This window comes from Demequina oxidasica, assembly GCF_000975115.1.
In the GTDB taxonomy this organism is placed as follows: domain Bacteria; phylum Actinomycetota; class Actinomycetes; order Actinomycetales; family Demequinaceae; genus Demequina; species Demequina oxidasica.
Genome location: NZ_BBRE01000001.1, coordinates 850,964 through 876,615, shown reverse-complemented (window position 1 = coordinate 876,615; position 25,652 = coordinate 850,964). Strand labels below are relative to the sequence as shown.

At 63.9% G+C, this 25,652-nt stretch carries 23 protein-coding genes and 2 pseudogenes; 21 read left to right on the top strand and 4 right to left on the bottom strand.

The genetic code is table 11. The annotated features are described in order from the left end of the window. Positions 1–23: 23 nt before the first annotated feature. The 4 genes and pseudogenes from AOP77_RS12325 to AOP77_RS12080 all read left to right on the top strand — a co-directional run bounded on the left by AOP77_RS12325 (position 24) and on the right by AOP77_RS12080 (position 3,085). Complete coding sequence (locus tag AOP77_RS12325) at positions 24–161, top strand: hypothetical protein (RefSeq protein ID WP_160300042.1); 138 nt, start codon at positions 24–26, stop codon at positions 159–161. Between the two features lie 101 nt (positions 162–262). Then, positions 263–1,318: an RHS repeat-associated core domain-containing protein gene (locus AOP77_RS04080; protein WP_160300041.1), complete on the top strand. Its 1,056-nt coding sequence runs from the start codon at positions 263–265 to the stop codon at positions 1,316–1,318. 67 nt (positions 1,319–1,385) lie between these two features. Beyond that, on the top strand, positions 1,386–1,619 hold the full coding sequence (locus AOP77_RS04075; protein WP_152649760.1) for a hypothetical protein: 234 nt from the start codon (positions 1,386–1,388) through the stop codon (positions 1,617–1,619). A 288-nt stretch (positions 1,620–1,907) separates the two neighbouring features. Next, positions 1,908–3,085, top strand: a pseudogene (locus tag AOP77_RS12080) (IS3 family transposase). A gap of 34 nt (positions 3,086–3,119) precedes the next feature. Here AOP77_RS12080 and AOP77_RS04055 read toward each other — a convergent pair. Together AOP77_RS04055 and AOP77_RS12615 are read right to left on the bottom strand one after the other, a co-directional pair. After that, entirely contained in the window at positions 3,120–3,707 is a 588-nt protein-coding gene (locus AOP77_RS04055) for an SMI1/KNR4 family protein (protein WP_152649759.1), read from the bottom strand. Then, positions 3,704–3,976, bottom strand: coding sequence for a NucA/NucB deoxyribonuclease domain-containing protein (locus AOP77_RS12615; protein ID WP_439644699.1), 273 nt, complete (start codon positions 3,974–3,976; stop codon positions 3,704–3,706). The genes AOP77_RS04055 and AOP77_RS12615 overlap by 4 nt, the downstream gene beginning before the upstream one ends. Positions 3,977–4,560: 584 nt before the next feature. Here AOP77_RS12615 and AOP77_RS12490 point away from each other — a divergent pair. Then, a pseudogene (locus AOP77_RS12490) lies at positions 4,561–4,695 on the top strand (IS3 family transposase); the annotation flags it as partial. 134 nt (positions 4,696–4,829) lie between these two features. Here AOP77_RS12490 and AOP77_RS04045 read toward each other — a convergent pair. Next, entirely contained in the window at positions 4,830–6,092 is a 1,263-nt protein-coding gene (locus AOP77_RS04045; protein WP_062209631.1) for an isochorismate synthase, read from the bottom strand. A 22-nt stretch (positions 6,093–6,114) separates the two neighbouring features. Then, positions 6,115–7,419 carry an FAD-binding protein gene (locus tag AOP77_RS04040; protein WP_062209628.1) on the bottom strand — a complete coding sequence of 435 codons (1,305 nt, stop codon included), beginning with the start codon at positions 7,417–7,419 and terminating at the stop codon, positions 6,115–6,117. A 223-nt stretch (positions 7,420–7,642) separates the two neighbouring features. Here AOP77_RS04040 and AOP77_RS04035 point away from each other — a divergent pair, with 223 nt between their 5' ends. From AOP77_RS04035 to AOP77_RS03960, 16 genes are read left to right on the top strand one after another with little or no spacing between them, the layout of a single operon-like run. Further along, positions 7,643–8,920, top strand: a complete 1,278-nt coding sequence (locus AOP77_RS04035) for a geranylgeranyl reductase family protein (RefSeq protein ID WP_152649757.1) — start codon at positions 7,643–7,645, stop codon at positions 8,918–8,920. A 54-nt stretch (positions 8,921–8,974) separates the two neighbouring features. Beyond that, positions 8,975–9,334: an NADH-quinone oxidoreductase subunit A gene (locus AOP77_RS04030; protein WP_084622268.1), complete on the top strand. Its 360-nt coding sequence runs from the start codon at positions 8,975–8,977 to the stop codon at positions 9,332–9,334. Between the two features lie 3 nt (positions 9,335–9,337). Further along, complete coding sequence (locus AOP77_RS04025) at positions 9,338–9,889, top strand: NADH-quinone oxidoreductase subunit B (RefSeq protein ID WP_061963432.1); 552 nt, start codon at positions 9,338–9,340, stop codon at positions 9,887–9,889. Beyond that, entirely contained in the window at positions 9,886–10,662 is a 777-nt protein-coding gene (locus AOP77_RS04020; protein ID WP_169746468.1) for an NADH-quinone oxidoreductase subunit C, read from the top strand. Before AOP77_RS04025 ends, AOP77_RS04020 begins: the two co-directional genes overlap by 4 nt. Next, the gene (locus AOP77_RS04015; RefSeq protein ID WP_062209623.1) at positions 10,659–12,008 is read left to right on the top strand and encodes an NADH-quinone oxidoreductase subunit D; all 1,350 of its coding nucleotides are present in this window, start codon (positions 10,659–10,661) and stop codon (positions 12,006–12,008) included. The genes AOP77_RS04020 and AOP77_RS04015 overlap by 4 nt, the downstream gene beginning before the upstream one ends. Next, positions 12,005–12,661: an NADH-quinone oxidoreductase subunit NuoE gene (nuoE, locus tag AOP77_RS04010; RefSeq protein WP_062209619.1), complete on the top strand. Its 657-nt coding sequence runs from the start codon at positions 12,005–12,007 to the stop codon at positions 12,659–12,661. The genes AOP77_RS04015 and nuoE overlap by 4 nt, the downstream gene beginning before the upstream one ends. Then, positions 12,658–13,992 (top strand): NADH-quinone oxidoreductase subunit NuoF, encoded by a 1,335-nt coding sequence (nuoF, locus tag AOP77_RS04005; RefSeq protein ID WP_062209616.1) that lies wholly within the window; start codon positions 12,658–12,660, stop codon positions 13,990–13,992. The genes nuoE and nuoF overlap by 4 nt, the downstream gene beginning before the upstream one ends. Next, complete coding sequence (locus AOP77_RS04000) at positions 13,989–16,475, top strand: NADH-quinone oxidoreductase subunit G (protein WP_062209613.1); 2,487 nt, start codon at positions 13,989–13,991, stop codon at positions 16,473–16,475. The genes nuoF and AOP77_RS04000 overlap by 4 nt, the downstream gene beginning before the upstream one ends. A gap of 8 nt (positions 16,476–16,483) precedes the next feature. Continuing rightward, positions 16,484–17,833: an NADH-quinone oxidoreductase subunit NuoH gene (nuoH, locus tag AOP77_RS03995; protein ID WP_062211431.1), complete on the top strand. Its 1,350-nt coding sequence runs from the start codon at positions 16,484–16,486 to the stop codon at positions 17,831–17,833. Continuing rightward, entirely contained in the window at positions 17,826–18,527 is a 702-nt protein-coding gene (nuoI, locus tag AOP77_RS03990; protein ID WP_062209610.1) for an NADH-quinone oxidoreductase subunit NuoI, read from the top strand. Before nuoH ends, nuoI begins: the two co-directional genes overlap by 8 nt. Then, positions 18,520–19,326, top strand: a complete 807-nt coding sequence (locus AOP77_RS03985) for an NADH-quinone oxidoreductase subunit J (RefSeq protein WP_062209607.1) — start codon at positions 18,520–18,522, stop codon at positions 19,324–19,326. The genes nuoI and AOP77_RS03985 overlap by 8 nt, the downstream gene beginning before the upstream one ends. Then, positions 19,326–19,625: an NADH-quinone oxidoreductase subunit NuoK gene (gene nuoK / locus AOP77_RS03980; RefSeq protein WP_062209604.1), complete on the top strand. Its 300-nt coding sequence runs from the start codon at positions 19,326–19,328 to the stop codon at positions 19,623–19,625. Before AOP77_RS03985 ends, nuoK begins: the two co-directional genes overlap by 1 nt. Positions 19,626–19,627: 2 nt before the next feature. Further along, positions 19,628–21,508 (top strand): NADH-quinone oxidoreductase subunit L, encoded by a 1,881-nt coding sequence (gene nuoL, locus AOP77_RS03975; RefSeq protein WP_062209601.1) that lies wholly within the window; start codon positions 19,628–19,630, stop codon positions 21,506–21,508. 3 nt (positions 21,509–21,511) lie between these two features. After that, entirely contained in the window at positions 21,512–23,005 is a 1,494-nt protein-coding gene (locus AOP77_RS03970; RefSeq protein WP_062209598.1) for an NADH-quinone oxidoreductase subunit M, read from the top strand. Beyond that, a complete protein-coding gene (nuoN, locus tag AOP77_RS03965; RefSeq protein ID WP_062209595.1) occupies positions 23,002–24,582 on the top strand; it encodes an NADH-quinone oxidoreductase subunit NuoN in 1,581 nt (526 codons plus the stop codon). The genes AOP77_RS03970 and nuoN overlap by 4 nt, the downstream gene beginning before the upstream one ends. Positions 24,583–24,584: 2 nt before the next feature. Next, positions 24,585–25,628 (top strand): polyprenyl synthetase family protein, encoded by a 1,044-nt coding sequence (locus AOP77_RS03960; RefSeq protein ID WP_061963449.1) that lies wholly within the window; start codon positions 24,585–24,587, stop codon positions 25,626–25,628. The last annotated feature ends 24 nt before the right edge of the window (positions 25,629–25,652 follow it).

The following is a 25,652-nucleotide window of genomic DNA, read 5'->3' as shown; positions in this document are numbered from 1 at the left end:
TTTGGTTGAGGTCCACGCCCTAGTTGCGCGAGAACGACGCTGCGTCGATTCCCGCCGCGGTGCAAGCCGAGTTTGCGCTGTTTCTGGGCTTCCTCGTCGACGTGTGCAAAATCATTTACCCCACCAACGCCTTCGAGCTGTCCGATGCCCTCCCACGCTAAAACCGCGATGTTCCGTAGGCATGAGTGTGGGCGACTCGCACGAGGTGTCCAGTGGTGCGGTGTTGTTTTTGCATGGTGACCTGATTGATTTCACACGGTCCGTGACTGATGCTTCTGGGGCGGTGGTCGCTGAGTTCGACTACGAACTCTATGGCGAACAGGTGGTGGTCTCAGGGGACGCAGATGCGACACGGTTCTTGTTCGCGGGGGAGTACCTAGACCCTGCGGGGGACTATTACCTGAGGAACCGGGTCTTTGATCCAAGGACTGCGGTGTTCTTGAGTGTGGACCCGGTGCTCACTGTTACGGGTATGCCTTTTGCTTACACAGCAGGTAACCCGCTTCAGGGCACGGACCCGTTGGGGCTGTATGGCTGGGGTGACTTTGGTGGCGATCTTGCCAGTGTGGGCAGCGTTGTGTGGGATGAGGTGTCGTCGCCGGAGTTCATTGCCTCCACGGTGGTGTTCGTGGGTTGCACCACTCTCACGGCAGGGGCAGGCACTCTGGCCTGCGCCACCGCAGCAGGTGCTGTGTATGGTGCTGTGGCTTATGGTGCGAATACACCACCGGAGTGTATGTCGTGGGGCGGGTTCTTTACCCAAACGATGACGGGTGCTGCGACAGGGTTCATTGGTGGTGCGGTCTTTGGCCCCGTTGGTGCACGAGTTGTCACCGCAGCACGCACAGCACTGAACAACGCTGCACCCGTGTTCCTCAGACAATCCGTATCAAGCGTTACCGGTTCAGGCGCGCAAGCGATCCGCACCTTCACCAACAACCTCACACAACGCACCAGCACAACAGCCACAAACTCTGTGGGCCGCGCGGCGGACGAAACGATCGATCTTTACAGTGCCGTCGGCATCCGCGAGTACGAGAGCGTGATGTCATCCGGGCGGTTCGCGCCGGCCGCCAACAGCCTCGAAGGACGCCAGTTCGCGCTATCGCTGGATGAGGCGCTGGTGTACGCATACACCGACCTATCGAAGGTCGCGGTCCTTCGGGCGACTGTGACCAGGTCGGCCGTCGAGGGAGCCGCGGACTTCTCGACGCGGATTGATCCGTTCATTTTCAGGAGCGGTGTCTTCACGGTCCAGCCGGGGAGGCAGAGCGACTTGTTTCACGCCGGACTTTGGGGAGTCAGCCATGCGTTCTAGTGATCTGCGAGCGAGCGAGCGGACAGCCCGGCTCCGGTTCCTCACCTCTGAGGAGGGTGGTCGAACCATGCCTCCAGATTCCGGGGTGCGGTCGCAGCTCGAGCTTGGGGAGTTTCAGACATCGTGCATCGTGGAGAGCGATACGGGTTTGGACGTGCTCCCGCTGGGCGAAGAGATAACCGTGCGAATCCGCCCACTTTTCGTCAACCAGGCAGCAGACGCGTTTGCGGAACTTGTGTCGGTCGAACTCTTTGAGGGGAACAAGCGGGTCGCGACGGGGGTGTTCCTCGATGTGGGCTGACCCCGTGAGTTTGGTCCAGTTTTTCAGCGTGTTATCTTGATGCTCACTTCCTCGTCCCGGTAAATCGCACTGGGTTTAGTTCCTAGTGTTTTTCGAGGACGGCGGTTGCCGTCTCGAGTGATTCAAGTCCAGCGTGGTGGCTGGCCTCGACTTCTACTGGGGTGAGGCTACACCGACTAGGAAATGGCCCAGCTCTACCAGGGGGGACGACTACCCGAAAGGGACTGCTGAACGGTTAGGTGACAACTGACTTGCAATGACGAGGGTCGTTGCTGGGAGGATGTTGCTATGCCGAAAGCATTTCCGAAAGAGTTCAAAGCTGATGTTCTGGGGGTCGCGAACAACCGTGGTCCTGGGACTTCGATTGAGCAGATCGAGAAGGACTTTGGGGTTTCGACCTCGTGTCTGCAGCGCTGGCTCAAACAAGAAGCCGTCGATGACGGCATTCAACCGGGCGTGAGCACTGCGGAGGCGGCCGAGAATCGTGAGTTGCGTCGCCGCAACCGGCTTCTCGAGCAAGAGAACGACGTGCTCAGACGGGCGGCAGCGTATTTGTCGCAGGCCAACCTCAAACTGGGTGGCTCGCCAGAATGATTTACCCGCTCGTGAGCGAGCTGGCCGCAGACGGTGTTCCCGTCAAGGCGCACGTGTCGTGTGCTTGAAATTTCTCGCCAATCGTATTACCGGTGGCTGACCCACCCCGTCCCGGACGCTGACCTGGACGAGGCGTATTTGGTCAACGCGATCCGTGACGCCCACCGTGAGACCTAAGAGTTCGGTTACCGGTTCCTGGCCGACGAGGTCCGTGACGCGGGCTTTAACGTGTCAGACCGCACCGTCTGGAAGCACGCTTCACGCAACCAGGTGTGGTCAGCGTTCGGCAAGAAGCGGGGAAAGAACGGCAAGGTCGGCCCACCAGTGTTCGACGACCGTCTCCAACGCCGGTTCATCGCGTCCGGGCTGAACGAGTTGTGGTTGACCGATATCACGGAACATTGAACGCGTGAAGGAAAGCTTTGCATGTGTGCTGTCAAGGACGTGTTTTCGAACCGGATCATCGGCTACTCGATCAGCGACCGCATGTGCTCCTCGCTCGCCGTCGCGGCCATCGACAACGCTGTCGCACGTCGAGATGACGTGTCTGGATGCGTGGTTCATTCTGACCGTGGAAGCCAGTTTCGTTCCCGCAAATTCGGCCACGCCTTGAGCCGCCACGGCATGGTCGGATCGATGGGCAGGGTCGGTGCGGCAGGCGACAATACGGCCATGGAATCTTATCTATCGCACTCGTGCAAAAGAACGTTCTGAACCGGCAGACCTAGGACACCCGCGAGGACCTTCGCATCGCAATTGTCAACTGGATCGAGAGGACCTACCACCGTCGCCGACGACAAGAACGGCTCGGCAGATTGACGCCCATCGACTTCGAGATCATCATGACAACGCAGGTCGCCCTCGCGGCCTAAACCAAACTGTCACCAAATCGTTCAGCAGTCCCATTCAGTTCAGTTCGCGCCAAAAGTTGACGTCGGGATTCAACTCGCTCGCCAATCTGTCGAATACGAGGTCGTCCATCTCCAGGTAGCCGCGGCGGTCTACATAGAAGACCCCGCGATCAAAGCCTTCTGCCAAGGTTGCCAACATCGCGCTTAACGAAGAAAACTCAATAGGATGCTCGGCTTCCTCAATTCGGAAGTGACGTACCGCGCCTGCTCCCGCCAGGCTGCCGTTCACCACATAGAAGTCGCCTCCGCCGTTAGCAAATACGGGAAGCCAACCGTATTCCCAACGGTCATCGGTGACGAATGACTGGTAGTTCACTATGGCGTCTTCCAGCGATAGCAAATGAAAGCCAGGAAAGAGGTGGATGTCATCGAGGCTCGCCGAGCCCCCAGATTCAGTCCCGTTACGCCAGCCATATAGCGATTCCAGTTCAAGCGTCGATGCCAGGCCGATTGACTTGAGCTTCGTTTGCACCGCTCCGGGCGCGAGTCCCTGCTGAAGCGACCGCACCAACACTCCTCGGTTGAGAAGGTGCAATGCAGATTCAATCTTGGCCAGCGACTTGAAAAGATCGTTAGTCATCACGGTCCAAACATAACGTTAAAGGGATCGCCGGATCGTACACCCGATCGCTGGAAGAATTGACTCAGTACCGCTCCCCGGTAGTTCTGCACTCCAACGGGGACTGACCGGACAAATGATCCGCCGCCACCCTGAGCAGAGCATGCAAAAGGATACTCGTCCAACGACTGCCCGGCTGCCGCTCGAGGCTGACCACGTAGTGCGTCACGGCGATTGCAGTTCCTCGTCGCATTTTCGACACGCGTCAGATTGGTTGGAGCTCCGTTCGCCATCGAATTGTCGAAGTTTCCCGCAATCCCCGGCGCGCGACTCCGGCTAAACGTGACTGTTGATCCAGTATTTGCGGCAGCCACTGCGTGACCGCTTCTACCGTTAATGATCCCACGCATCTGCGGAGGAATCCTAGAGGCTGCCGCTGTCGTCGCTACTGCATTTGGCTTGTTTAATGCTTTGACCATTGAAGTTCTCGTCGCAGGAATACGGGGGAACTTCGCCCCCAACCAAGACGTCACTCGCACCGTGCCGCCCCCTGCTGGAACCACGCTGGCGACCATGCCGCCGTAACCGCCCCATTCGTAGAGGATCGAACAGTTATCGACAATGTCGTCATCGCCATCTCCCATGGAGTTACTGATCGAGCTGCGGATAGCACTGGTCCCGCCAAAGGTCACCTTATCGCCAAATGCCGCTGTCCAGGCCGCGGTGCCGTCCAACCAGTCCAACCCCAAAGGATCGGTGACCTGCAGCGGATTTCCTGCCGTGTAGCCGTAGGCGTTGTGTGTAGTGTCAACTAATGGATCCACCGACAAGAATTGTCCCGACACCAGCGTTGGCGGGCCGGGAGAATGATCACATCATGACGAAGAACAGGAAACGACACACCCCGAAGCAAGTGGTTCGTAAACTCGGGCAAGCGGATCGGATGCTTGGCGCGGGAGTTGATCTCGCAGGTGTTTGCCGCGAGCCCGACATGTCCACCTCTACCTTCTTTGGCCAACCACCCCTCCTCGACCCCGACGAGGAAGCAGTCTGCACCATGATGCAAAGTGTCCACCAATGGACCACCCTGCGCACTGCACCCACAGCCCGCTAAACAACAACCACACCAAGTGGCGGCCCAACTAGCTACAAAGCCCCTAGTGCCTTGCGCATGGGCTCCAGCTTGGCCTCCGACTCGGCCCATTCGGAATCCACCTCGGACATCGCCACGATGCCGCAGCCGGCAAACAGGCGCGCACGGCTCCGATCCTCGCGGCTGATCTCCGCAGAGCGCAGCCCGATGCACCACTCGCCGTCCCCGGCCGCGTTCGTCCACCCCACGGGGCCGGCGTAGCGGCCGCGGTCCAGGTCTTCGAGTTCGTCGATCACGCGCGCCGCGGCCAGAGTAGGCGTGCCGCACACGGCGGCCGAGGGGTGCAGCTCGTTGACCAGCTCGAGCGACGTCGCCGAGTGGTTGAGCACGCCGGTGACGTCCGTCGCCAGGTGCATCACGTTGGGCAGGTGCAGCACGGATGGCGCCTCGGGCACGTTGATGGACGCGCAGTGGTCGACCAGCACCTCGCTGACAGAGCGCACCGCGTACTCGTGTTCCTCGCGGTCCTTGGACGACCGCGCGAGGGCAGCCGCGTGCGCCAGGTCAACCAGCTCGTCGCCCGTGGGGCGAATGGTGCCCGCCAGCACGCGGGAGGTGACCAGACCGTGATCCACGCGCGCGAGCAACTCGGGCGTCGCGCCCACAAGCCCGTCAACGTGAAAAGTCCAGCAACTCGGGTAGTCGTCGGCGAGCGGACGCAACACAGCCCTGACGTCAATGGGCGCCGATGCTTGGGCGGCTACCGCTCGCGCCAACACCACTTTGTCTACCTCGCCGTGGACGATGCGGGTGACCGCGGTGCTCACCGCTTGGCTCCACGTCTCTCGATCGCCGTCCTCGATCTTTACCTCGCCTAGTGGTGCGACGGGAGCGGCGTCGCCCAGCGCATCGGCGAGCGTCGGCATCGGCGAACGGGGAGCCTTGGAAATCTCCGTGAGCCACGCCTGGTCACCGCGCTTGCCCACGACGAACCGGGGCACGATGAGCGTCCCGCCCAGTGTTGAAGCATCCGAGAACGCGAAGGAGCCGAACGTGATGAGGCCGGTACCGGGAAGGCGCAGGTCGTCATGGACCTCGGCGTGGCGGGTGACCCGACGCCACCAGGCGTTTGCGTCGGTATAGCGAGAAGATCCGGCGCCGTCGAAGCGCTCCGAAACTCCCCAGGCGATGAGCCCCTCGCCGCGGCGAATCCAAGACATCCCGTCCGGAGGCAATAGATCGAGGAGGTTGCCAGGGTCGGGGATGGTGACTGTCCGGGCACGCAATGGCCCTGATGTTCCCGAATTCACGCTCACGTCTCTACCCTAAGCCGCTGGACTAGGGGGTCGTGTCCGCTGCGGGCGCATCGTCCCGCGGCACCCGTAGCCACAGTCGCTCCAGGTGGTCATTGGAGAACATCCCGGTGGGGTCGAGGCGCTCAAAAACTTCGCGCGCCGCCCCCAGCATGGGAGTGACACGCTCGATGTCCACGCCGTCGAAGAGGTGCAGCTTGCCCCAGTGTGGACGCGCGGCGAACGGCTCGAGTGCGGCCTCGATCAGTGGCAGCACCATGCGCACCTGAGCCGGCGAGTTGCGCCACGTGAAGTGGATCGCGAGCGTCTCGCGCTCGAACGCCCCGCTCAGCCACAACTCATCCGCGGCGACGGTCCGTAGTTCCGTCACCAGCAGGTGCGGGGCGATAGCCGACGCGTGGGTCTGAACCGCAGCCAACGCCTCGGCCGCGCTCGCGAGCGGCACAAAGTATTCGGTCTGGATCTCGTCTCCGTTGGAAGGCGTGTTCTCGAGCCGAAAGTGGGGTAGGCGATCCAGCCACCGTCCCTCGGCGCCGAGCTGCTCAGTGAGCGCCGCGGGGTCACCGCCCACCAAGTTGGTGGGGGTAGTGAGCCGTGTCGCGCCGAGCCACGTCGCGGGTACTAACGGGGTGCTTGCATCCACTCGAGACTTCACCCATACCTGCTCCAACGAGAGCTCCGCCCACGTGGTGAACAGGCTTACGGAGTAACCCGCACCGACGACGGCATCCACGTCGGCCAGCAGGGTCTCCCACGGTAGGCCCGAATAGACGTCCTGGCGCATCGCGTAGCTGGGCTGAATGTCCAGCGTGATGCGAGTGACGATGCCATAGGCGCCCAGGCCGACCACGAGCGCCTCGAAGTCCTTGTCGCCGCGCGCGAGGGACATGACCTCGCCACGAGCATCGACGTACTCGAGGGCCGCGACCGCGGTCGCGAGCGAACCGTTCTTGACGCCGGAGCCGTGCGTGCCGGTCGCGACGGCGCCCGCGACAGAGATGTGGGGGAGCGAGCCCATGTTGTGTAGCGCGAAGCCCTGACTCTCAAGCCACGTCGCGAGGTTTCCGTAGGCGACCCCGGCTCCCACGGTGACAGTCATGGCCGCCTCGTCGATGACAGGGTCCGGGGCAATGCCCGTGACCGTCACGAGCGTGCCCGAGGAGTCCGCGAGGTCAGTGAACGAATGCCTGGTGCCGAGTGCCCGCACTCTGGTGCCGGTCGAGGCTGCGCGGCGTACGGCCTCTTGGGCCTCCACGATTGTCGTTGCTACGAATACCTCCGCCGCCACAAATTGATGGGTTCCAGCCCAGGTGCCACCGACGTCGCTCACTCATGCCTCCTCATAGGCGCGCTAGCCGCGCCAGGCCGGCGCACCGTGAGAGATCTCGAGGTGCGTTGAATCTCACACTACGTCGATGGAGTAGCGGCGGGAACCCTGGAAACTCGCAAGTTCCCTCCTATATATTTACGCGCGAATTCCGTTGCGTTATTTGCGCTGGTAATGCCCGGGGGGATGTGCGCGGGCACCCATTCACGGCGCGTACCCTAGACGCGTGAGAACTGAAGCCGATGTAATCGTTATAGGTGCGGGCCCGGGTGGCTCTGCCGCAGCGTATTACCTGGCACAAGAGGGTTTTGACGTCATCGCCCTCGAGAAGGCGCGCTTCCCCCGCGAGAAGGTTTGCGGCGACGGACTCACGCCACGCGCAGTTCGTGAGCTTCAGATGATCGGTCTCGAAACCCCCCGCGAGGACGGCTGGATTCCCAGCAAGGGCCTGCGCATGGTGGGCGGTGGCCACCGACTCGAGTTCCCGTGGCACGACCTGGAGTCCTTCCCGGACTACGGCCTGAGCCTGCCGCGCGCCGCCTTCGACCACAAGCTCGCCGATCACGCGCGTGCCGGCGGCGCAGACGTCCGCGAGGGCTGGTTCGTGACGGGCTCCACTCGCGACGAGCGCACGGGTCGAGTCACTGGCGTGACCGCCAAGCAGACGGATGAGAATGGTCGCAAAGTGGGCGACGAGGTCACCTACACCGCGCCCCTGGTCATTGCTGCAGACGGTGTGAGTGCGCGCATCGCCTTAGGAATGGGAATCGAACGTAAGAAGAACCGCCCCATCGGCGTGGCCGTGCGCACGTACTACGAGACCCCGCGCCACGCAGAGGAGTGGATGGAGGGTCACCTCGAGATCTGGGACGGCGAGCGTGGCAAGTCCAAGCTCCTGCCCGGCTACGGCTGGATCTTCCCCCTGGGCGACGGCACCGCGAACGTCGGCCTCGGCACGCTCAGCGCCAAGGGCAAGCCATCCAAGCTCGACCACCGCGCGCTCATGGCCGACTGGCTCGAGCACTCCGCGGCGGACTGGGAGTTCGGCAACCAAATTGGCGACATCAAGGGCGCCGCGATCCCGATGGCCTTCAACCGCCAGCCTCACTACGTCCCCGGCATGATGCTGGTGGGCGACTCCGGCGGCATGGTGAATCCGTTCAACGGCGAGGGGATCGCCTATACGATGCAGGCCGCGCGCCGCGCCACCGAGGCCGCCGTCGCCTCGCGTGCCGCGACCACGGACGATGCCGCGGAGGCTGCGTTGGCCTCGTACGCTCAGATGATGAAAGATGACTTGGGTGGGTACTACTCGCTCGGTAGGGTGTTCGCGAATCTCGTGGAACACCCGTCAGTGATGCGCATCTGCACCAGGTACGGCCTCGCAAGTCCGCTAGTGATGGAATTTACTTCTAGACTGCTAGCAGATGTCTATGAGCCGCGCGGGGGCAACTGGGCCGACAAATTGCTGTCAGCCCTGACTAAAGTTGCCCCGGCGGCTTAAACGCGTGTCCGAGAATAGTTTTGATCAAGTTGGACGTATGAAAGGAAGCGCGAAGTGAATCCCTACGTGCCGATCGTCGCGATGATTACCGTCGCAGGTCTCATGGCCCTAGGCGGCGTCATCATCAGTTCGATGGTGGGGCCCAAGCGCTACAACTCGGCGAAGCTTGACCGCTACGAGTCTGGCCTGCAGCCCACCCCGGGCGCGGCGGGCGGCGGTCGCATCCCGATCAAGTACTACCTGGTCGCGATGACCTTCATTATTTTCGACATCGAAGTGGTGTTCCTCTACCCCTGGGCAGTGGCGCACCAAGCACTCGGCTGGTTTGGTCTGATCGCAATCATGACCTTCCTGTTCCTCATCACGATTCCGTTTGTGTATGAGTGGCGCCGCGGCGGATTTGAGTGGGAGTAAAAAATGGGACTTGAAGAAAACGCACCTCCGTTCATGCTCGGTGGGGTCGAGGACTTCCTCGGCTACATGCGAGCCGGGTCGCTGTGGCCCGCGACGTTTGGGCTCGCGTGCTGCGCCATCGAGATGATGGCCACCGGCACGCCTCGCTTCGACATCGCCCGCCTTGGATCGGAAGTTTTCCGTGGCTCTCCCCGTCAGGCCGACATGATGCTGGTCGCCGGCCGCGTCTCCAACAAGATGGCGCCGATTCTCCGCCAGGTGTATGACCAGATGGCCGAGCCCAAGTGGGTCATCGCGATGGGAGTCTGCTCGTCCTCGGGCGGCATGTTCAACAACTACGCGATCGTGCAGGGCGTGGACCACGTCGTCCCCGTCGACATCTACCTGCCAGGCTGCCCGCCGCGCCCGGAGATGTTGCTGAACGCACTTGTCGAGCTGCAGAACCAGATTCGCAACACGCCCCTGGGCGCGAACCGCAAGGAGATGGCTGCCGCCGCCGAGCGCGCCGCCCTTGAGGCGACGCCCACGTCCGACATGAAGGGACTGCTGCGTTGAGCGACAAGGTCTCCAAGAAGGACGCGCCCAAGAAGTCTCCCGTTGAGACGGCACCCAAGAAGACGGACATCGAGGACAGCAATGTTGACATTGCCTCCGCGATTCCCGACCCCGAAGGCCGTGCCCCCATCACTCTGATCAACGTCCGTGAGGGCATGTTCTCCGGCGCAGGGGACACCTCCGGCTTCGGCGGCCTCACCCAGGCTGTGCAGATGCCCGGTAGCTCCGAGCGTCCCTATGGCGAGTGGTTTGACGGCGTCGTAGACATCCTCGAAGAACTGCTCGGAGACGAGGCTGACGCGGCCTTTGAATACATCGTGGTCGATCGAGGCGAGCTCACGATCTACGTTCAGCGCGATCACCTGCTCACCGTCATGACGCATCTGCGCGACGACCAGGACCTGCGCTTCGAGTTCTGCCTAGGAGTCTCCGGGGTGCACTACCCGGACGACAAGGGTCGCGAACTGCACGCGGTCTACCCAATGCACTCGATCACGCACAACCGCCACGTGCGCATCGAGGTTGCCGTCGCCACCGAGGACCCGCACATGCCATCCATCACCAGCGTCTACCCGGCCAACAACTGGCACGAGCGCGAGACCTGGGACTTCTTCGGCATCATCTTTGACGGTCACCCGTCTCTAGCCCGCATCGAAATGCCCGACGACTGGGTGGGTCACCCGCAGCGTAAGGACTACCCGCTAGGCGGCATCCCGGTCGAGTACAAGGGCGCGACGATCCCATCACCCGACACGCGGAGGCAGTACCGATGAGCCCGCAGACTTTCAGCACCCACGCGACGGGCGCCTTCTCGGCCGACGAGGACGCACCCGAGTACACCGCCTACGGCCAGGACTGGTCGGACATCGCGGAGGAGGCCAAGCGCCTCGGCCAGCAGCGCATCGTCGTCAACATGGGCCCCCAGCACCCGTCCACCCACGGCGTGCTGCGCGTCATGCTCGAGATCGAAGGCGAGACGGTCACGGAAGCGCGTGCCGGCATCGGCTTCTTGCACACCGGCATCGAGAAGAACATGGAGTACCGCACCTGGACCCAGGGCGTGACGTTCTGTACCCGCATGGACTACGTGCAGTCGATGTTCCAGGAGGTCGTTTACTGCCTCGGGATTGAGAAGCTGCTGGGCATCACGGACGATATCCCGGAGCGCGCCAACGTGCTGCGTGTGCTCATGATGGAGCTCACCCGCATTGGATCGCACCTGGTCGCCATCGGTACAGGCGGAAACGAGATGGGCGCCACTACGGTGATGACCACCGCGTTCATCGCGCGTGAGCAGACGTTCCGTGTCATCGAGATGATCACCGGCCTGCGCACCAACAACGCGTACATCCGTCCCGGCGGCGTCTCACAGGACACCCCCGATGGCGCCGTGGATTACATTCGCGAACTCATGCCCGACGTCAAGCAGCGCCTGGACGAACTCGCGGACCTGCAGCTCGAGAACCCCATCTTCAAGCTCCGCCTCAAGGGCATCGCGAACCTGAATCTGTCATCCGCGATGGCGCTCGGGGTTACGGGTCCGATGCTGCGGTCGGCCGGTCTTCCGTACGACATGCGCAAGACCAACCCTTACTGCGGCTACGAGACCTACGACTTTCAGGTCCCCACGTCCACGGACGAAGACGCGTACTCGCGCGTGGTGCTCCGCATGGAGGAGTGCTACGAGTCGCTCAAGATCATCGAGCAGTGCTGCGACCGCCTGGACGCCATGGAGGGTCAGCCCGTCATGGTCGCCGACAAGAAGATCGCATGGCCCGCGCAGCTCGCACTGGGCCCCGATGGCCAGGGCAACTCGCTCGACCACATTCAGCACATCATGGGCCAGTCCATGGAGGCACTGATCCACCACTTCAAGCTGGTCACCGAGGGCTTCCCCGTGCCGGCTGGTCAGGTGTATCAGCAGATCGAGAGCCCCAAGGGGGTGCTGGGCGTTCACCTGGTGAGCGACGGCGGAACCAAGCCGTGGCGCGCGCACTTCCGCGACCCCGGCTTCAACCATCTGCAGGCGCTGTCGATTCTCTGCCAGGGTGGACAGGTGGCCGATGTGGTGGTTGCCATCGCGACCATGGACTTCGTGCTGGGAGGCGTGGACCGATGAGTTACGACGAGCAGACCCTTGAGGGCCTGACCAAGGATGCGGCCGAGATCATCGGCCGTTACCCCGTCAAGCGCTCCGCGCTCCTGCCGCTGTTGCACCTGGTGCAGTCGATCGACGGCTTCGTCAGCCCCGACGGCATCGCGTTCTGCGCCGAGCAGGTGGAGCTGTCCTCCGCCGAGGTCAGCGCGGTTGCCACGTTCTACACGCAGTACAAGCGCCGTCCCAACGGCGAGTACGCGGTGGGCGTGTGCACCAACACGCTGTGCGCGATCATGGGCGGCGACGAGATCTACCGCCAGGTGTCCGAGCGCCTCGGAGTCGGTCACGACGAGACCACCGCGGATGGCAAGGTCACGCTGGAGCGCCTCGAGTGCAACGCGGCCTGCGACTACGCGCCCGTCATGATGATCAACTGGGAGTTCTTTGACGACCAGACGCCGGAGAGCGCACTCAAGGTTATTGACGACATCCTCGCTGGTAAGGATGTGGTTCCCACCCGTGGCGCTAACACCGTAGCCACCTTCAAGGACACCTCGCGCGTTCTCGCCGGCTTCCAGGATGGTCGCGCGGACGAGGACCAGGGCATCGGCGCGCCGTCGCTCGCGGGCCTTAAGGTCGCCAAGGACCAGGGCTGGAAGGAGGCGGGCAAGTGACCGATCTGACCCCCGTCCTGAGCGCCACATGGGGCGCCGAGAAGTCCTGGACCCTCGACACGTACACTAACCACGGTGGCTATGCGGGCCTCAAAAAGGCGCTCACCATGGAGCCCACCGACATTATCGCCGCGGTCAAGGACTCGGGTCTGCGCGGCCGTGGTGGTGCCGGCTTCCCGACTGGAATGAAGTGGGGCTTCCTGCCTCCCGACGATGGCCTTCCTCGCTACCTCGTGGTCAACGCGGATGAGTCCGAGCCGGGCACGTGCAAGGACATCCCCACGATGCTCAGCGCACCGCACACGTTGGTCGAGGGCGTGGCTATCACGTCATTCGCCATCGGCTGCAACCACGCCTTCATTTACGTGCGCGGCGAGGTCGTTCACGTGTACCGCCGTCTCATGAAGGCGGTCGAGGAGGCCTACGCGGCCGGACACCTGGGCAAGAACATTCACGGCACGGGCTACGACCTTGACGTCACGGTTCACGCCGGCGCCGGAGCGTACATCTGCGGCGAAGAGACCGCGCTGCTGGACTCCCTCGAGGGCCGTCGCGGCCAGCCGCGACTCAAGCCGCCATTTCCCGCTGTCGCGGGCCTCTACGCGCGACCGACCGTGGTCAACAATGTGGAGTCCATTGCATCGGTCCCCGCGATCATCGACCGCGGCGTGGACTGGTTCACGTCCATGGGCACCGAGCGCTCCAAGGGCATGGGGTTCTTCTCGCTGTCCGGCCACGTGAAGAACCCCGGCCAGTACGAGGCACCGCTCGGGATCACGCTACGCGAGCTCCTCGAGATGGCCGGCGGGATGCGCGAGGGCCACGAACTCAAGTTCTGGACCCCAGGCGGATCCTCAACCCCCATCTTCACCGACGCTCACCTCGACACCCCGCTGGACTACGAGTCCGTGGGTGCCGCGGGCTCGATGCTTGGTACCCGCGCATTGCAGATCTTTGACGAGACGACCTGCGTGGTCCGCGCGGTTACTCGCTGGACCGAGTTCTACAAGCACGAGTCCTGTGGCAAGTGCACGCCGTGCCGCGAGGGCACGTACTGGCTCGCGCTGATCCTCAAGCGCCTCGAGGCGGGCACCGGCACCGAGGCCGACATCCAGCAGCTGCTCGACACCTGCGACTCAATCCTGGGCCGCGCGTTCTGCGCCCTGGGTGACGGAGCGACGTCCTGCATCACGTCGTCAGTCAAGCTGTTCAAGGAAGAGTACGAGGCCCACGTCACCCAGGGTGGCTGCCCGTTCGACCACTCCGCATCCGCGCTATTCGAGTACGCCGATGCGTCCGATGCGCCCGCTATCGAGGAGGCACACGCATGACCGCCACCGCGGACAAGGCCACCGTCGCCCCCGTTGACACCGTCACCCTGACGATCGACGGTACCGAGGTCACCGTGCCCAAGGGCACCATGATCATCCGTGCCGCCGAGCAGGTTGGCATCGAGATCCCGCGCTTCTGCGATCACCCTGCGCTCAAGCCCGTCGGCGCGTGCCGTCAGTGCCTTGTCGATGTTGCCGCTCCTGACCGCGAGGGCAACGTGCGCGCGTTCCCCAAGCCGCAGCCGTCTTGCGCGATGGCCGCCACCGACGGCATGGTGGTGAACACGCAGGACACCTCCGAAGAGGCCGAGCGAGCCCAGAAGGGTGTGATGGAGCTGCTGCTCATCAACCACCCGCTGGATTGCCCCACCTGTGACAAGGGCGGCGAATGCCCCTTGCAGAACCAGGCTCTCAGCGCCGGCAACGCCGAGTCGCGCTTCGTGGACACCAAGCGCGTCTTCGAGAAGCCGCTGCCCCTATCGAGTGAGATCCTGCTCGACCGCGAGCGCTGCATCCTTTGCCAGCGTTGCACTCGTTTCTCGAAAGAGATCGCTGGAGACGCCTTCATCGACCTGCAGAACCGCGGCGCGATGCAGCAGATTGGTACGTTCGACGAGGACGTGCTGGGCTTCGATGGCTACGGGCCCGTGGGCGTCGCCGCCGAGGACGAGTCCGGCAAGGCGTTCAGCTCTTACTTCTCTGGCAACACGGTGCAGATCTGCCCCGTGGGCGCCCTGACTTCTGCGGCGTACCGCTTCCGCTCGCGTCCATTCGATCTGGTCTCGAGCCCCGGCGTCTCCGAGCACGACAGTTCCGGCAGCGCGATCCGCGTGGACCACCGTCACGGCACGGTCATGCGTCGCCTGGCTGACCTGGACCCGGTCGTCAACGAAGACTGGATCACCGACAAGGACCGCTTCGCCTTCAAGTGGCAGAACCTTGACGACCGCCTCACCAAGCCGCTCATGCGCAACGACGAGGGCGACCTCGTCGAGGTGCCTTGGCCCGATGCCATCGCGGCAGTCGCCGCCGGGCTTGCCCACGCGACCCGCGAAGAGGACGCGAAGGGTGCCGCGATTCTCCCCGGCGGCCGTATTACGCTCGAGGACGCCTATGCGTACGGCAAGTTCGCGCGCATCGTGCTCAGCACCAACGACGTAGACACCCGTAGCCGCATTGCGAGCGACGAGGAGCAGTCCTTCCTCGGTGCACACGTTGCAGGCACCGGACTGGGCGTCACCTTTGCCGACCTCGAGAAGGCTCCCAGCGTGCTGCTGGTGGGCTTCGAGGCTGAGGACGAGGGCGGCGTGGTATTCCTGCGCATGTTCAAGTCCGTCGGCAAGCAGCAGGTGTTCACCGTGGCACCGCTGGTCTCTCCCGGATCCGCCAAGCTTGGCGCGACGCTGGTTCCCGCCGTTCCCGGGGCGGAGGGCGCGGCACTCGCCGGGCTCGACAAGGACGCTGTCAAGGCACTAAGCGAGGAAGGCGCCGTCATCATCGTCGGCGAGCGCGCGGCGGGTTCCGCAGGCGCACTTACCGAGGCTCTCAAACTGTCCAGGAAGACCGGTGCCCGCATCGCGTGGATCCCACGCCGTGCGGGTGAGCGCGGTGCCGTGGACGCGGGCGCTCTTCCCGGCCTGCTTCCTGGCGGCCGTGACGCGGGTTCCGCCAAGGCACGCGCCGAGGTCGCCAAGGTCTGGGGAGTCGATGACCTCCCGGGCGCTCGTGGCCGCGACGCCGCAGCGATCCTGGTGGCAGCGGGAGCCAAGCGGCTCGACGCCCTCATCGTGGGTGGCGTGACGCCGTCCGACCTCACGGGTGACGCACTCAAGGCGCTCGAGAACACGCCCTTCGTGGTGAGCCTCGAGGTTCGTCGCTCCGAGGTGTCCGACTACGCCGATGTGGTCCTGCCTGTCGCTCCCCCCACCGAGAAGTCGGGCACGTACGTGAACTGGGAAGGACGGCTGCGCGGATTCGCCACGGCCATCCCCACCGACGCGATCCCCGACCACCGTGTGCTGTCGCTGATCGCCCGCGAGATGGGAGTCGATCTCGGCACTCACTCGCTGGCCGCCATCGCGAATGAAATCGCTGCGCTTGGCACAACCGAGGCATCGGCCCGTCCCAAGGCACCAGCGGTCAAGCGCGCTGCCGAGAAGGCGTCCAAGAAGAAGGACCTCGTCCTCGCCTCGTGGCACCAACTGGTCGACGAGGGATCGCTGCAGGACGGTGAGCCCTACCTCGCCGGCACCGGGCGCACCGCTGTCGCGCGGGTCTCGCAGGCAACGGCCGATGCCCTGGGCGTCACCGACGGCATGGTCACCCTGATGGGTCGCTCGCGTCGCTCGCTCGAACTTCCCGTACACGTCACCGACATGGTCGACGGCGTGGTGTGGGTCCCGTCCAAGTCTCCCGGGTCCTGGGTCGCGCGCGACCTCGGCCTCGAACCAGGTGACTCCATCTCGGTTAAGGGTGGCGTGTGATGACCGGCATGAATCTTCTTCCCAGCGCTGTCGACCCGACGCTGGACCAGGACTCTCTGGCCGCCGACTCGATGTGGATCGTCATCATCAAGGCCGTGCTGATTCTGGTGTTCCTCCTGGTATCCGTGCTCTTCGCGGTCTGGTTTGAGCGTCGTGTGATCGGTCGCTTGCAGGAGCGTCCCGGCCCTAACGTGCATGGGCCCTTCGGTCTGCTGCAGTCGGTCGCCGACGCCATGAAGCTGATGTTCAAGGAAGACATCACGGTGCGTGCCGCGGACAAGGTGCTCTACATCGCGGCCCCCATGATCTCCGTGTTCTCCGCGCTGCTGATCTTCTCTGTGATCCCGTTTGGCCCTGCCACGCGCATTATCGGTACCGACGAGGTCACCCCGCTCCAGCTCACGGACATCTCCGTGGGTGTGCTGTTCATCCTCGCGTGCGCCGCGATCGGTGTCTACGGCATCGTGCTGGGTGGCTGGGCTTCGGGCTCGACCTACCCGCTGATGGGCTCGATCCGCTCGACAGCACAGATCATCTCCTACGAGCTGGCCATGGGCCTATCGCTCGTGACGGTGTTCATGCTCGCGGGCTCGATGTCCACCGCAGACATTGTGGACTCGCAGGCAGACCGCTGGTGGATTTGGCCGCTGCTTCCCGCCTTCATTCTTTACGTGATCTCGATGGTCGGAGAGACCAACCGCCTGCCCTTCGACCTCCCCGAGGCCGAGGGTGAGCTGGTCGCCGGCTTCATGACCGAGTACTCGTCCATCAAGTTCGCGTGGTTCTTCCTGGCCGAGTACATGAACATGATCAACGTCTCCGCCGTCGCCTCCGTACTCTTCATGGGTGGTTGGCGAGCGCCGTGGGCGTCATCGTGGCCAGGGGCAGAGATGCTCAACTCGGGTATCTTCCCGCCCATTTGGCTGATCCTCAAGATCTGGCTGCTCATGTTTGTGTTCGTGTGGATCCGCGGCTCCGTGCTGCGTTTCCGTTACGACCAGTTCATGAAGATTGGTTGGAAGGTCCTCATTCCCGTCGGACTCGGCTGGCTCGTATTCTTCGCGGTTGGTCGCCAGGCCTTCAGCTCGTTGGGCCGCGACCTCAACGTGTTCGATGCGTTGGCCGGGTTCATCGGCATCCTGGTCGTCATTGCGGTGTGGAGCTTTGTGAGCGACGCACGCAAGAACAAGGAGAACGAGGAACTCGCCGGACGCGAGACCGAGCCGGAGACGCTCGACGCGTTCGCCGGCGGCTATCCGGTCCCGCCGCTCCCACACCAGTCACTACCGCCTTCACCGCGTTCAGGCCGTACGGTCGACGCGCACACCGCCACGCAAGAGGAGGACGCCGATGCCTAAATCAGACGACGTCTGGGAAGTGAACCGCGAACGCGACGGGCAGACTAAGCCGTTCGAGTCGAACCTTCCTAAGAAGGGCGCGATTGGTCAGACCTTCGCACCCGTAGCCGGATTCGGCGTCACCCTGCGCAACTTCTTCCGACCCACGGTCACGGAGCAGTACCCGCGCGTCAAGACGCCACCCATGCCGCGCTATCACGGTCGCCACCAACTCAACCGGCACCCCGACGGTCTCGAGAAGTGCATCGGCTGCGAGCTGTGTGCGTGGGCCTGCCCCGCGGATGCGATCTACGTCGAGGGCGACTCGAACACCGCTGACAACCAGGTCAGTCCCGGCGAGCGCTACGGCCGGGTCTACCAGATCAATTACCTACGCTGCATCTTCTGCGGCTTGTGCATCGAGGCGTGCCCCACCCGCGCGCTGACCATGACCAATGAGTACGAGCTGGCCGGTCCGACGCGTGAGGGCCTCATCTATGAGAAGCAGGACCTCCTCGCGCCGATGGGCAAGAACATGCTCGCCGCGCCGCACCCCATGGTGCCCGGCACTACGGACGACAATTACTACCGCCAAGAGGTCACCGAGCCCGTCGAGGAGCAGATCGAGTGGGTGCGCGAGCACCGTTCCGACGACCCGACGCTGCCGGAGAACGTCAAGGCTGCTACCGCTGCATCGGAGGGCGGCCGTGATTAATCCGTTCCTCTTCTGGGCCGTCGCGCTGCTGACGGTTCCGCCAGCGCTGTCACTGCTGTTCGCTAAGAAGGCCGTACACATCGCAATGTCGATCGTGCTCGTGATGGTCGGCCTGGCCACCGCCTATGTAGGTCTCGACGCCCCCTTCCTCGGCGTGGTCCAGATCGTCGTCTACACGGGCGCCGTGATGATGCTGTTTGTGTTCGTCCTGATGCTGGTCGGTGTCGACCAGCGCGAGGACCTCACGGAGACCATCAAGGGCCAGCGTTGGATCGCGCTGTTCGCTGCGGGTGGCCTGGGCATCTTCTTGATCTCGATCGTCGCTCGCGTGACGCTGCCCGTGTCCTCGTCTCCCGTGACCGGTGACCCCGACGTCATTGCCGGTGTGCTGTTCTCCAAGTACGTATTGGTGATGGAGGTGCTGGGCGCACTGCTCATCACCGCCGCCATCGGCGCGCTCGTGATGACGCACATGCCGCAGTTGCGCCCGCGTCACACCCAGAAGGAAATCTCCGCCTCGCGAGTCAAGGTCGGTGCTGACCCGGTCAACCGCCCCATGCCCGGCTACTACGCGCGTCACAACGCGCTGGACATCCCGGCGCTCGACCCTCAGGGCAACCCGATTCCGGACTCAGTCTCGCGCGTGCTTGAGGTGCGTGACCAGACGCAGGACGGTTCCGAGTTCCGCGCTCAGCTCGAGGACGCGGCCGGCCCCTCGCTCGCATCCCCACCTGCTTCCGCGCCTGACTCCGCGGTAGACACGAGCAAGCCTGATAGTTCCGAAGGGAAGGGCGAGTAATGGATCCCATCAGCTTCGTGTACCTCGCGGCCATCCTGTTCGCGATCGGTTCCGCCGCCGTGCTGACCCGCCGCAACGCGATCGTGGCATTCATGGGCGTGGAGCTCATGCTCAACGCCGCGAACCTTGCGCTCGTGTCGTTCTCCCGCATCCACGGCGAAGTCGACGGCCAGGTCATGGCGTTCTTCGTCATGGTGGTCGCCGCAGCCGAAGTCGTGGTTGGCCTTGCGATCATCATCGCCGTCTTCCGTACCCGCCAGAGCATCTCGCTCGACGAGCCCGCAGAACTGAGGGGTTAAGCATGCTGGACTTGTCCTGGCTCTTGATTGCCGTGCCGCTAGCGAGCGCATTCGTGTTGCTCCTGGCCGGCAAGCGAGCCAACTCTTGGGGCCACTGGATGGGCGTCGCCGCATCGGCATCGGCGTTCCTTGTGGGCCTCATCGCCTTCCTCCAGATGATCAGCCGCCCTGCGGACGACCGCGCCATCAACGTGCACCTGTTCGAGTGGATCCCCGGCGGTGAGATGCACCTCGACGCGGGGTTGCTGGTCGACCCGCTGTCGCTGACCTTCGTCCTGCTGATTACTTTTGTCGGCACGCTGATCCACATCTACTCCGTGGCCTACATGGAGGACGACGCGAACCGCCGCATCTTCTTCGCGTACCTGAACCTGTTCGTGGCCGCGATGCTGCTGCTGGTGCTCGCGGACTCGTTCCTGCTGCTGTTCGTCGGCTGGGAGGGCGTCGGTCTGGCGTCGTACCTGCTCATCGGCTTCTGGAACTTCAAGCCCGAATACGCGACCGCCGCCAAGAAGGCCTTCGTGGTCAACCGCATCGGTGACATCGGCCTCATCATCGCGATGGGCCTGATGTTCGCGGCGTTCGGCAACCTCGACTTCGACACCGTCTTCGGTGGCGTCAGTGGTGCCTCCGAGGCCACCCTGACTGCCATCGGCCTCATGCTCTTGCTCGCCGCCACCGGTAAGTCCGCGCAGTTCCCGCTGCAGTCCTGGCTGGGTGACGCGATGGCCGGCCCCACGCCGGTATCCGCGCTGATCCACGCCGCGACCATGGTGACCGCGGGTGTCTACCTGATCGTCCGCTCCGCTGCCATCTTCAACGGCGCGCCCGATGCTCGAGTGGTGGTCGCCGCAGTTGGGGCCTTCACCCTCATCCTCGGTGCCGTGATCGGTATGGCCAAGGACGACATCAAAAAGGCGCTCGCCGCGTCGACCATGTCGCAGATCGGTTACATGATGCTTGCCGCGGGCCTTGGCCCTATCGGCTATGCGTTCGCGATCTTCCACCTGGTCACGCACGGCTTCTTCAAGGCTGGCATGTTCCTCGGTGCCGGCTCCGTGATGCACGGCATGAACGATCGCGTAAATATGCGCCGCTTCGGCGCACTGCGCGCCGCGATGGTCGTCACGTGGGTGACGTTCGGAGCCGGCTGGCTCGCCATCATGGGCATCCCGCCATTCTCCGGATTCTTCTCCAAGGACAAAATCATCGAGGCCGCCTTCGTCGGCGAGGGCTGGCAGCCCTGGGTCTTTGGCCTGGCCGCCCTCATCGGTGCGGGTCTGACCGCGTTCTACATGTCGCGACTGTTCTTCATGACGTTCCACGGCAAGGCCCGTTGGGAGGACGACCAGCACCCGCACGAGTCCAAGCTCATGATGACGGTGCCGATGATCATCCTCGCCGTCGGTTCCGCGTTCCTGGGACTCATCCTCGCCAGCGGCGACCGTTTTGTGGACTGGCTCGAGCCCGTCACCGGTCACGCCGAGCACGGCGAACCGGTGATCGCACCCATGGTGCTGATCATTGCAACGCTCGTTCTGGTCGCCATCGGGATCTTCGTAGCCTGGCGCAAGTACGGTGTCGCGGATGTTCCGATCGAGGCGCCCGCCGCCTCGCTGATCACCATCGCCGCGCGCAACGACATGTTCCAGGACTCAGTCAATCGTGCCGTGTTCCAGCGTCCCGGTCAGCACCTCACGCGCACCCTCGTCTACGCCGATGCTGCAGTGGTCGACGGCGCCGCCAACGGCACCGCCGCGGGCATCGCCAAGACCGGTGAGGTCACGCGCAAGATGCAGACAGGCCAGGTGCGCGGCTACGCCGCGACCATGCTGGTCGGCCTCGTCATACTTGTCATCATTGTGGTCCAGGGAGGTCTCTAAACCATGTTTCCATTCCTGACCGTACTTATCGCCCTGCCCGCCGTTGGCGCGGCGGTGCTCTGGGCCCTGCCCACACAGGCGCGTGGACGTGTGCGCGAGATCGCGATCGGCTTTACCGCCGTCGAACTGATCCTCGCCGCGGTGATGTTCCTGCAGTTCGACCGCGATGCGGCCGGCACGTTCCAGTTCGCTGAGACGCACAGCTGGATCCCGCAGATCGGCACCTCGTGGGCGCTGGGCGTCAACGGCATCGGCCTGTCCATGGTCATCCTCGCCGTCATCCTCACCCCGCTGGCCATCCTGGCTGGCTGGCGCGAGGACCGCGACGTCAAGAAGCGCACCAACTACCTCGCGCTCATCCTGCTCAGCCAGGCGTTCATGGTGGGAATCTTCGTCGCTCGCGACGTCTTCCTGTTCTACGTCATGTTCGAGGCAATGCTGATCCCGCTGTACTTCCTGATCGGCATGTTCGGCGGGCTTCAGCGCCGCTACGCAGCGGTGAAGTTCCTGATCTTCTCGCTGGTCGGCGGGCTCATCATGCTCGTGGGCGTCATCGCCCTGTACTTCCAGGGTCCGGGTGGCCCGCAGGGCTTCCTGACGGACAACCTCACGGGGATCGACTTCTCGACCACCACTGAGCGATTGATCTTCCTCGCGTTCTTCTTGGCGTTTGCCATCAAGGCGCCGATGTTCCCGGTCCACACGTGGCTGCCCGATGTCGCGGAGACCGCTCGCGTCGGCACCACGGCACTGCTGGTCGCGGTCCTGGACAAGATCGGTACGTTCGGCATGCTCACGCTGTGTCTCGTGCTGTTCCCCGACGCCGCCCGCTGGGCTGCGCCAGTGATCATCGTGTTCGCGGTGATCTCGGTGCTGTACGGCGCCCTGCTCGCCATCGGCCAGGAGAACATGCTGCGCCTGGTGTCCTTCACCTCGATCAGCCACTTTGGCATCATGGTGCTCGGCATCTTCGCGTTCCAGCAGACGTCCATCGAGGGCGCCTCGCTGTACATGTTTAACCACGGACTCTCGACCGGTGCGCTGTTCTTTGTGGTCGGCTTCCTGATCGCGCGTCGTGGCTCCGCGAACATCAGCGACTTTGGTGGACTGCAGAAGGTGGTGCCCGTACTCGCGGGCACGTTCCTCATCATCGGCATGAGCGCGCTCGCCTTGCCGGGTCTGTCGCCGTTCATCTCGGAGATCATGGTGCTCGTAGGAGCGTGGGGTGCCGTTCCAGTCGCCGTCGCGTTCGCCACTGTTGGCGTGGTGCTAGCCGCCGTCTACATCCTGTGGATGTACCAGCGCGTGTTCACCGGTCCCACAGCCAAGGGCCTCAAGAAGACTCGCGAGCTCACGCTGCGCGAACGCCTGGTGGCCTGGCCCCTCATCGGCCTGATGCTGATCCTCGGATTCTTCCCGGCGATCGCCATCAACTACCTGCGGGAGCCCGCCCAAGACATTGTGTCCATCGTGAGTGTTGAGGAGGCTGGTTCATGACCTTCGTGACCCCCACCATCGAATGGGCACCGCTCATTCCCATGATGATTGTGCTCGGCGCGGCTGCCCTTGGCGTGCTGCTCGAGGCGATCATTCGTACCCCCGCGACCCGTCGCGTGGTGCAGTTCATCCTGTCCATCGCCGCGCTGCTCGTCGCCGCCGGTGCTGCCGTCCTTCAGTGGGCGACTCTTGACGGTGCCGGCACCATCGTGATGAACGGCATGATCACGGTCGACCGGCAGTCGCTGTTGTGGCAGATCATCATCCTGCTGTTCGGGATCTTTGGCGCAATGCTCTTCGCAAGCCGCACCTCCGCGGGCGAGTCCGCCTTCACGCCCCTCGGCGCCTCGGTGCCCGGGTCGCAGGACGAGACCATCGCGCGCCGCAAGGGCTTCGAACTGACCGAGGTCTTCCCGCTCGCGTTGTTCGCGGTGGGCGGCATGATGCTGTTTACCTCGGTGACCGACTTCATCTTCCTGTTCGTCGCGCTCGAGGTCTTCTCGCTGCCGCTGTACATCATGGTCGCGGTGTCACGTCGCCGCCGGCTGCTGTCACACGAGGCCTCGCTGAAGTACTTCCTGCTGGGCGCGTTCTCCTCTGCGTTCTACCTGTTCGGTGCGGCGCTGCTCTACGGCGCGACCGGTCAGTCGTCCTACGAGGGTGTCGCGCTCGTGGTTCAGCAGACCGCTAGCACTGACCCGCTGCTGCTGACCGGTGCCGTCATGGTGATCGTCGGCCTGCTCTTCAAGCTCGGCGCCGTGCCGTTCCACTCGTGGACTCCGGATGCCTATCAGGGTGCCCCCACCCCGGTGACGGCATTCATGGCCGCTGCGACTAAGGCTGCCGCCGCGGCCGCCTTACTGCGCATCGTCTACACGACGTTCTACACACTCGGCTGGGAGCTGTCGTGGCTGTTCTGGGCCGTCGCGATCGCGTCCATGGTGCTCGGAACCGTCGTGGCCCTGGTCCAGACGGACATCAAGCGCATGCTCGCTTATTCGTCCATCGCGCACGCGGGGTTCATCCTGGTGGCGTTCGGAGGATTCTCATCGCAGGCCCTTAGCGCGCTGCCGGTGTACCTGGTCACCTACGGTGTCGCCACCATCGGCGCCTTCGCGGTGGTCACTCAGGTGCGCGAGCGCACCGAGGACGGCTCGATTGGCGGCGAGGCCACCAGGCTCGGCCAGTGGGCTGGACTTGGCAAGCGTTCACCGCTCCTCGCCGGAGCGATGGCGCTGTTCCTGCTGTCCTTCGCCGGAATTCCGTTGACCGCTGGCTTCATCGGTAAGTTCCAGGCGTTCAGCGCGGCCATTGATGGCGGGGCGTGGGTGCTCGTGTTGATCGCGGTGCTCGCCTCGGCGGCATCGGTGTTCTTCTACGTGCGTCTGATCATTCTGATGTTCTTCACCGACGTGCCCGAGGGCGCTGAGGAAGCCGTCGAGGTCGACCACTCGCCGCTCGCGCGCGCAGTCGTGGTGCTCACCATGATCCTCGTGTTGGTGCTGGGTATTGTGCCGGGCTGGTTCCTGGACGCGGCTAACAACGCGGCTGTCCTGCTGATCGGCGTAGCCGGTTAAGCATGGCCCTTCCGATCGGTAACACTGCGCTCGACGCCGTCATCCAGCCCCGGCTGGAGATCGTCGAGGAACGACTGCGTGACGCCGTCACGCAGTCCGACGCGCTGGCCGATGCCACCAGCCGTCATCTGGTCAACGCCGGCGGCAAGCGACTACGTCCGATGCTCGCGCTGCTGACCGCGCAGCTGGGCGACGGTACGCGACCCGAGGTGGTCGAGTCCGCAGTCGTGTGCGAGCTCACCCACCTGGCGACGCTGTACCACGATGACGTCATGGACTCCGCGCCCACGCGTCGCGGCGCGCCCGCGGCGCACGAGGTGTGGGGCAACTCGGTCGCGATCCTGACCGGTGATCTGCTGTTTGCCCGGGCCTCTCGCGTGGTTGCCGGACTAGGACCGGAAGCCGTGCGCATTCAGGCCGCGACCTTCGAGCGCCTGTGTATCGGTCAACTTCACGAGACGGTAGGACCTGTCGAGGGCGAAGACCCCACCGCCCATTACATTCAGGTGCTTGCGGACAAGACGGGCTCGCTGATCGCTACCTCGGCACGCTTTGGTGCGATGTTCGCGGGCTGTGAGCCCTCCATCGTCCAGCAGGTGACGAACTACGGAGAGCTCGCAGGCATCGCCTTCCAGCTCGCGGATGACGTGATCGACGTGCGTTCCAGTGCGGAGGCCACCGGCAAGACTCCGGGCACGGACCTGCGCGAGCAGGTGCCGACCATGCCCGTACTGTTGCTTCGCGCACGCATCGCCACGGAGGCCGATGCCCCCGCTGAACCCGGTGGCGAACGCGTGCCGCTCGACGCCGCGGTAGTAGCTGCCGACCGCGCTCTGCTCGCGAAGATTGACGGCGACCTCACCGCTGATTCAGCACTCGAAGAGGTAGTCGCGGAACTCGCCGTGCACCCCGTGGTCGACCAGACCGCGGTGCTCGCACGTCGGTGGAGCGCGCAAGCCATCGAGTCGATCGCGAACCTCCCCGAGGGTGACGTCAAGAACGCACTGACCGCTTTCGCCGAGGCACTGGTGGCTCGCGCCGCCTAGCCCCGCGGTTGCGCGGGGGTCCGT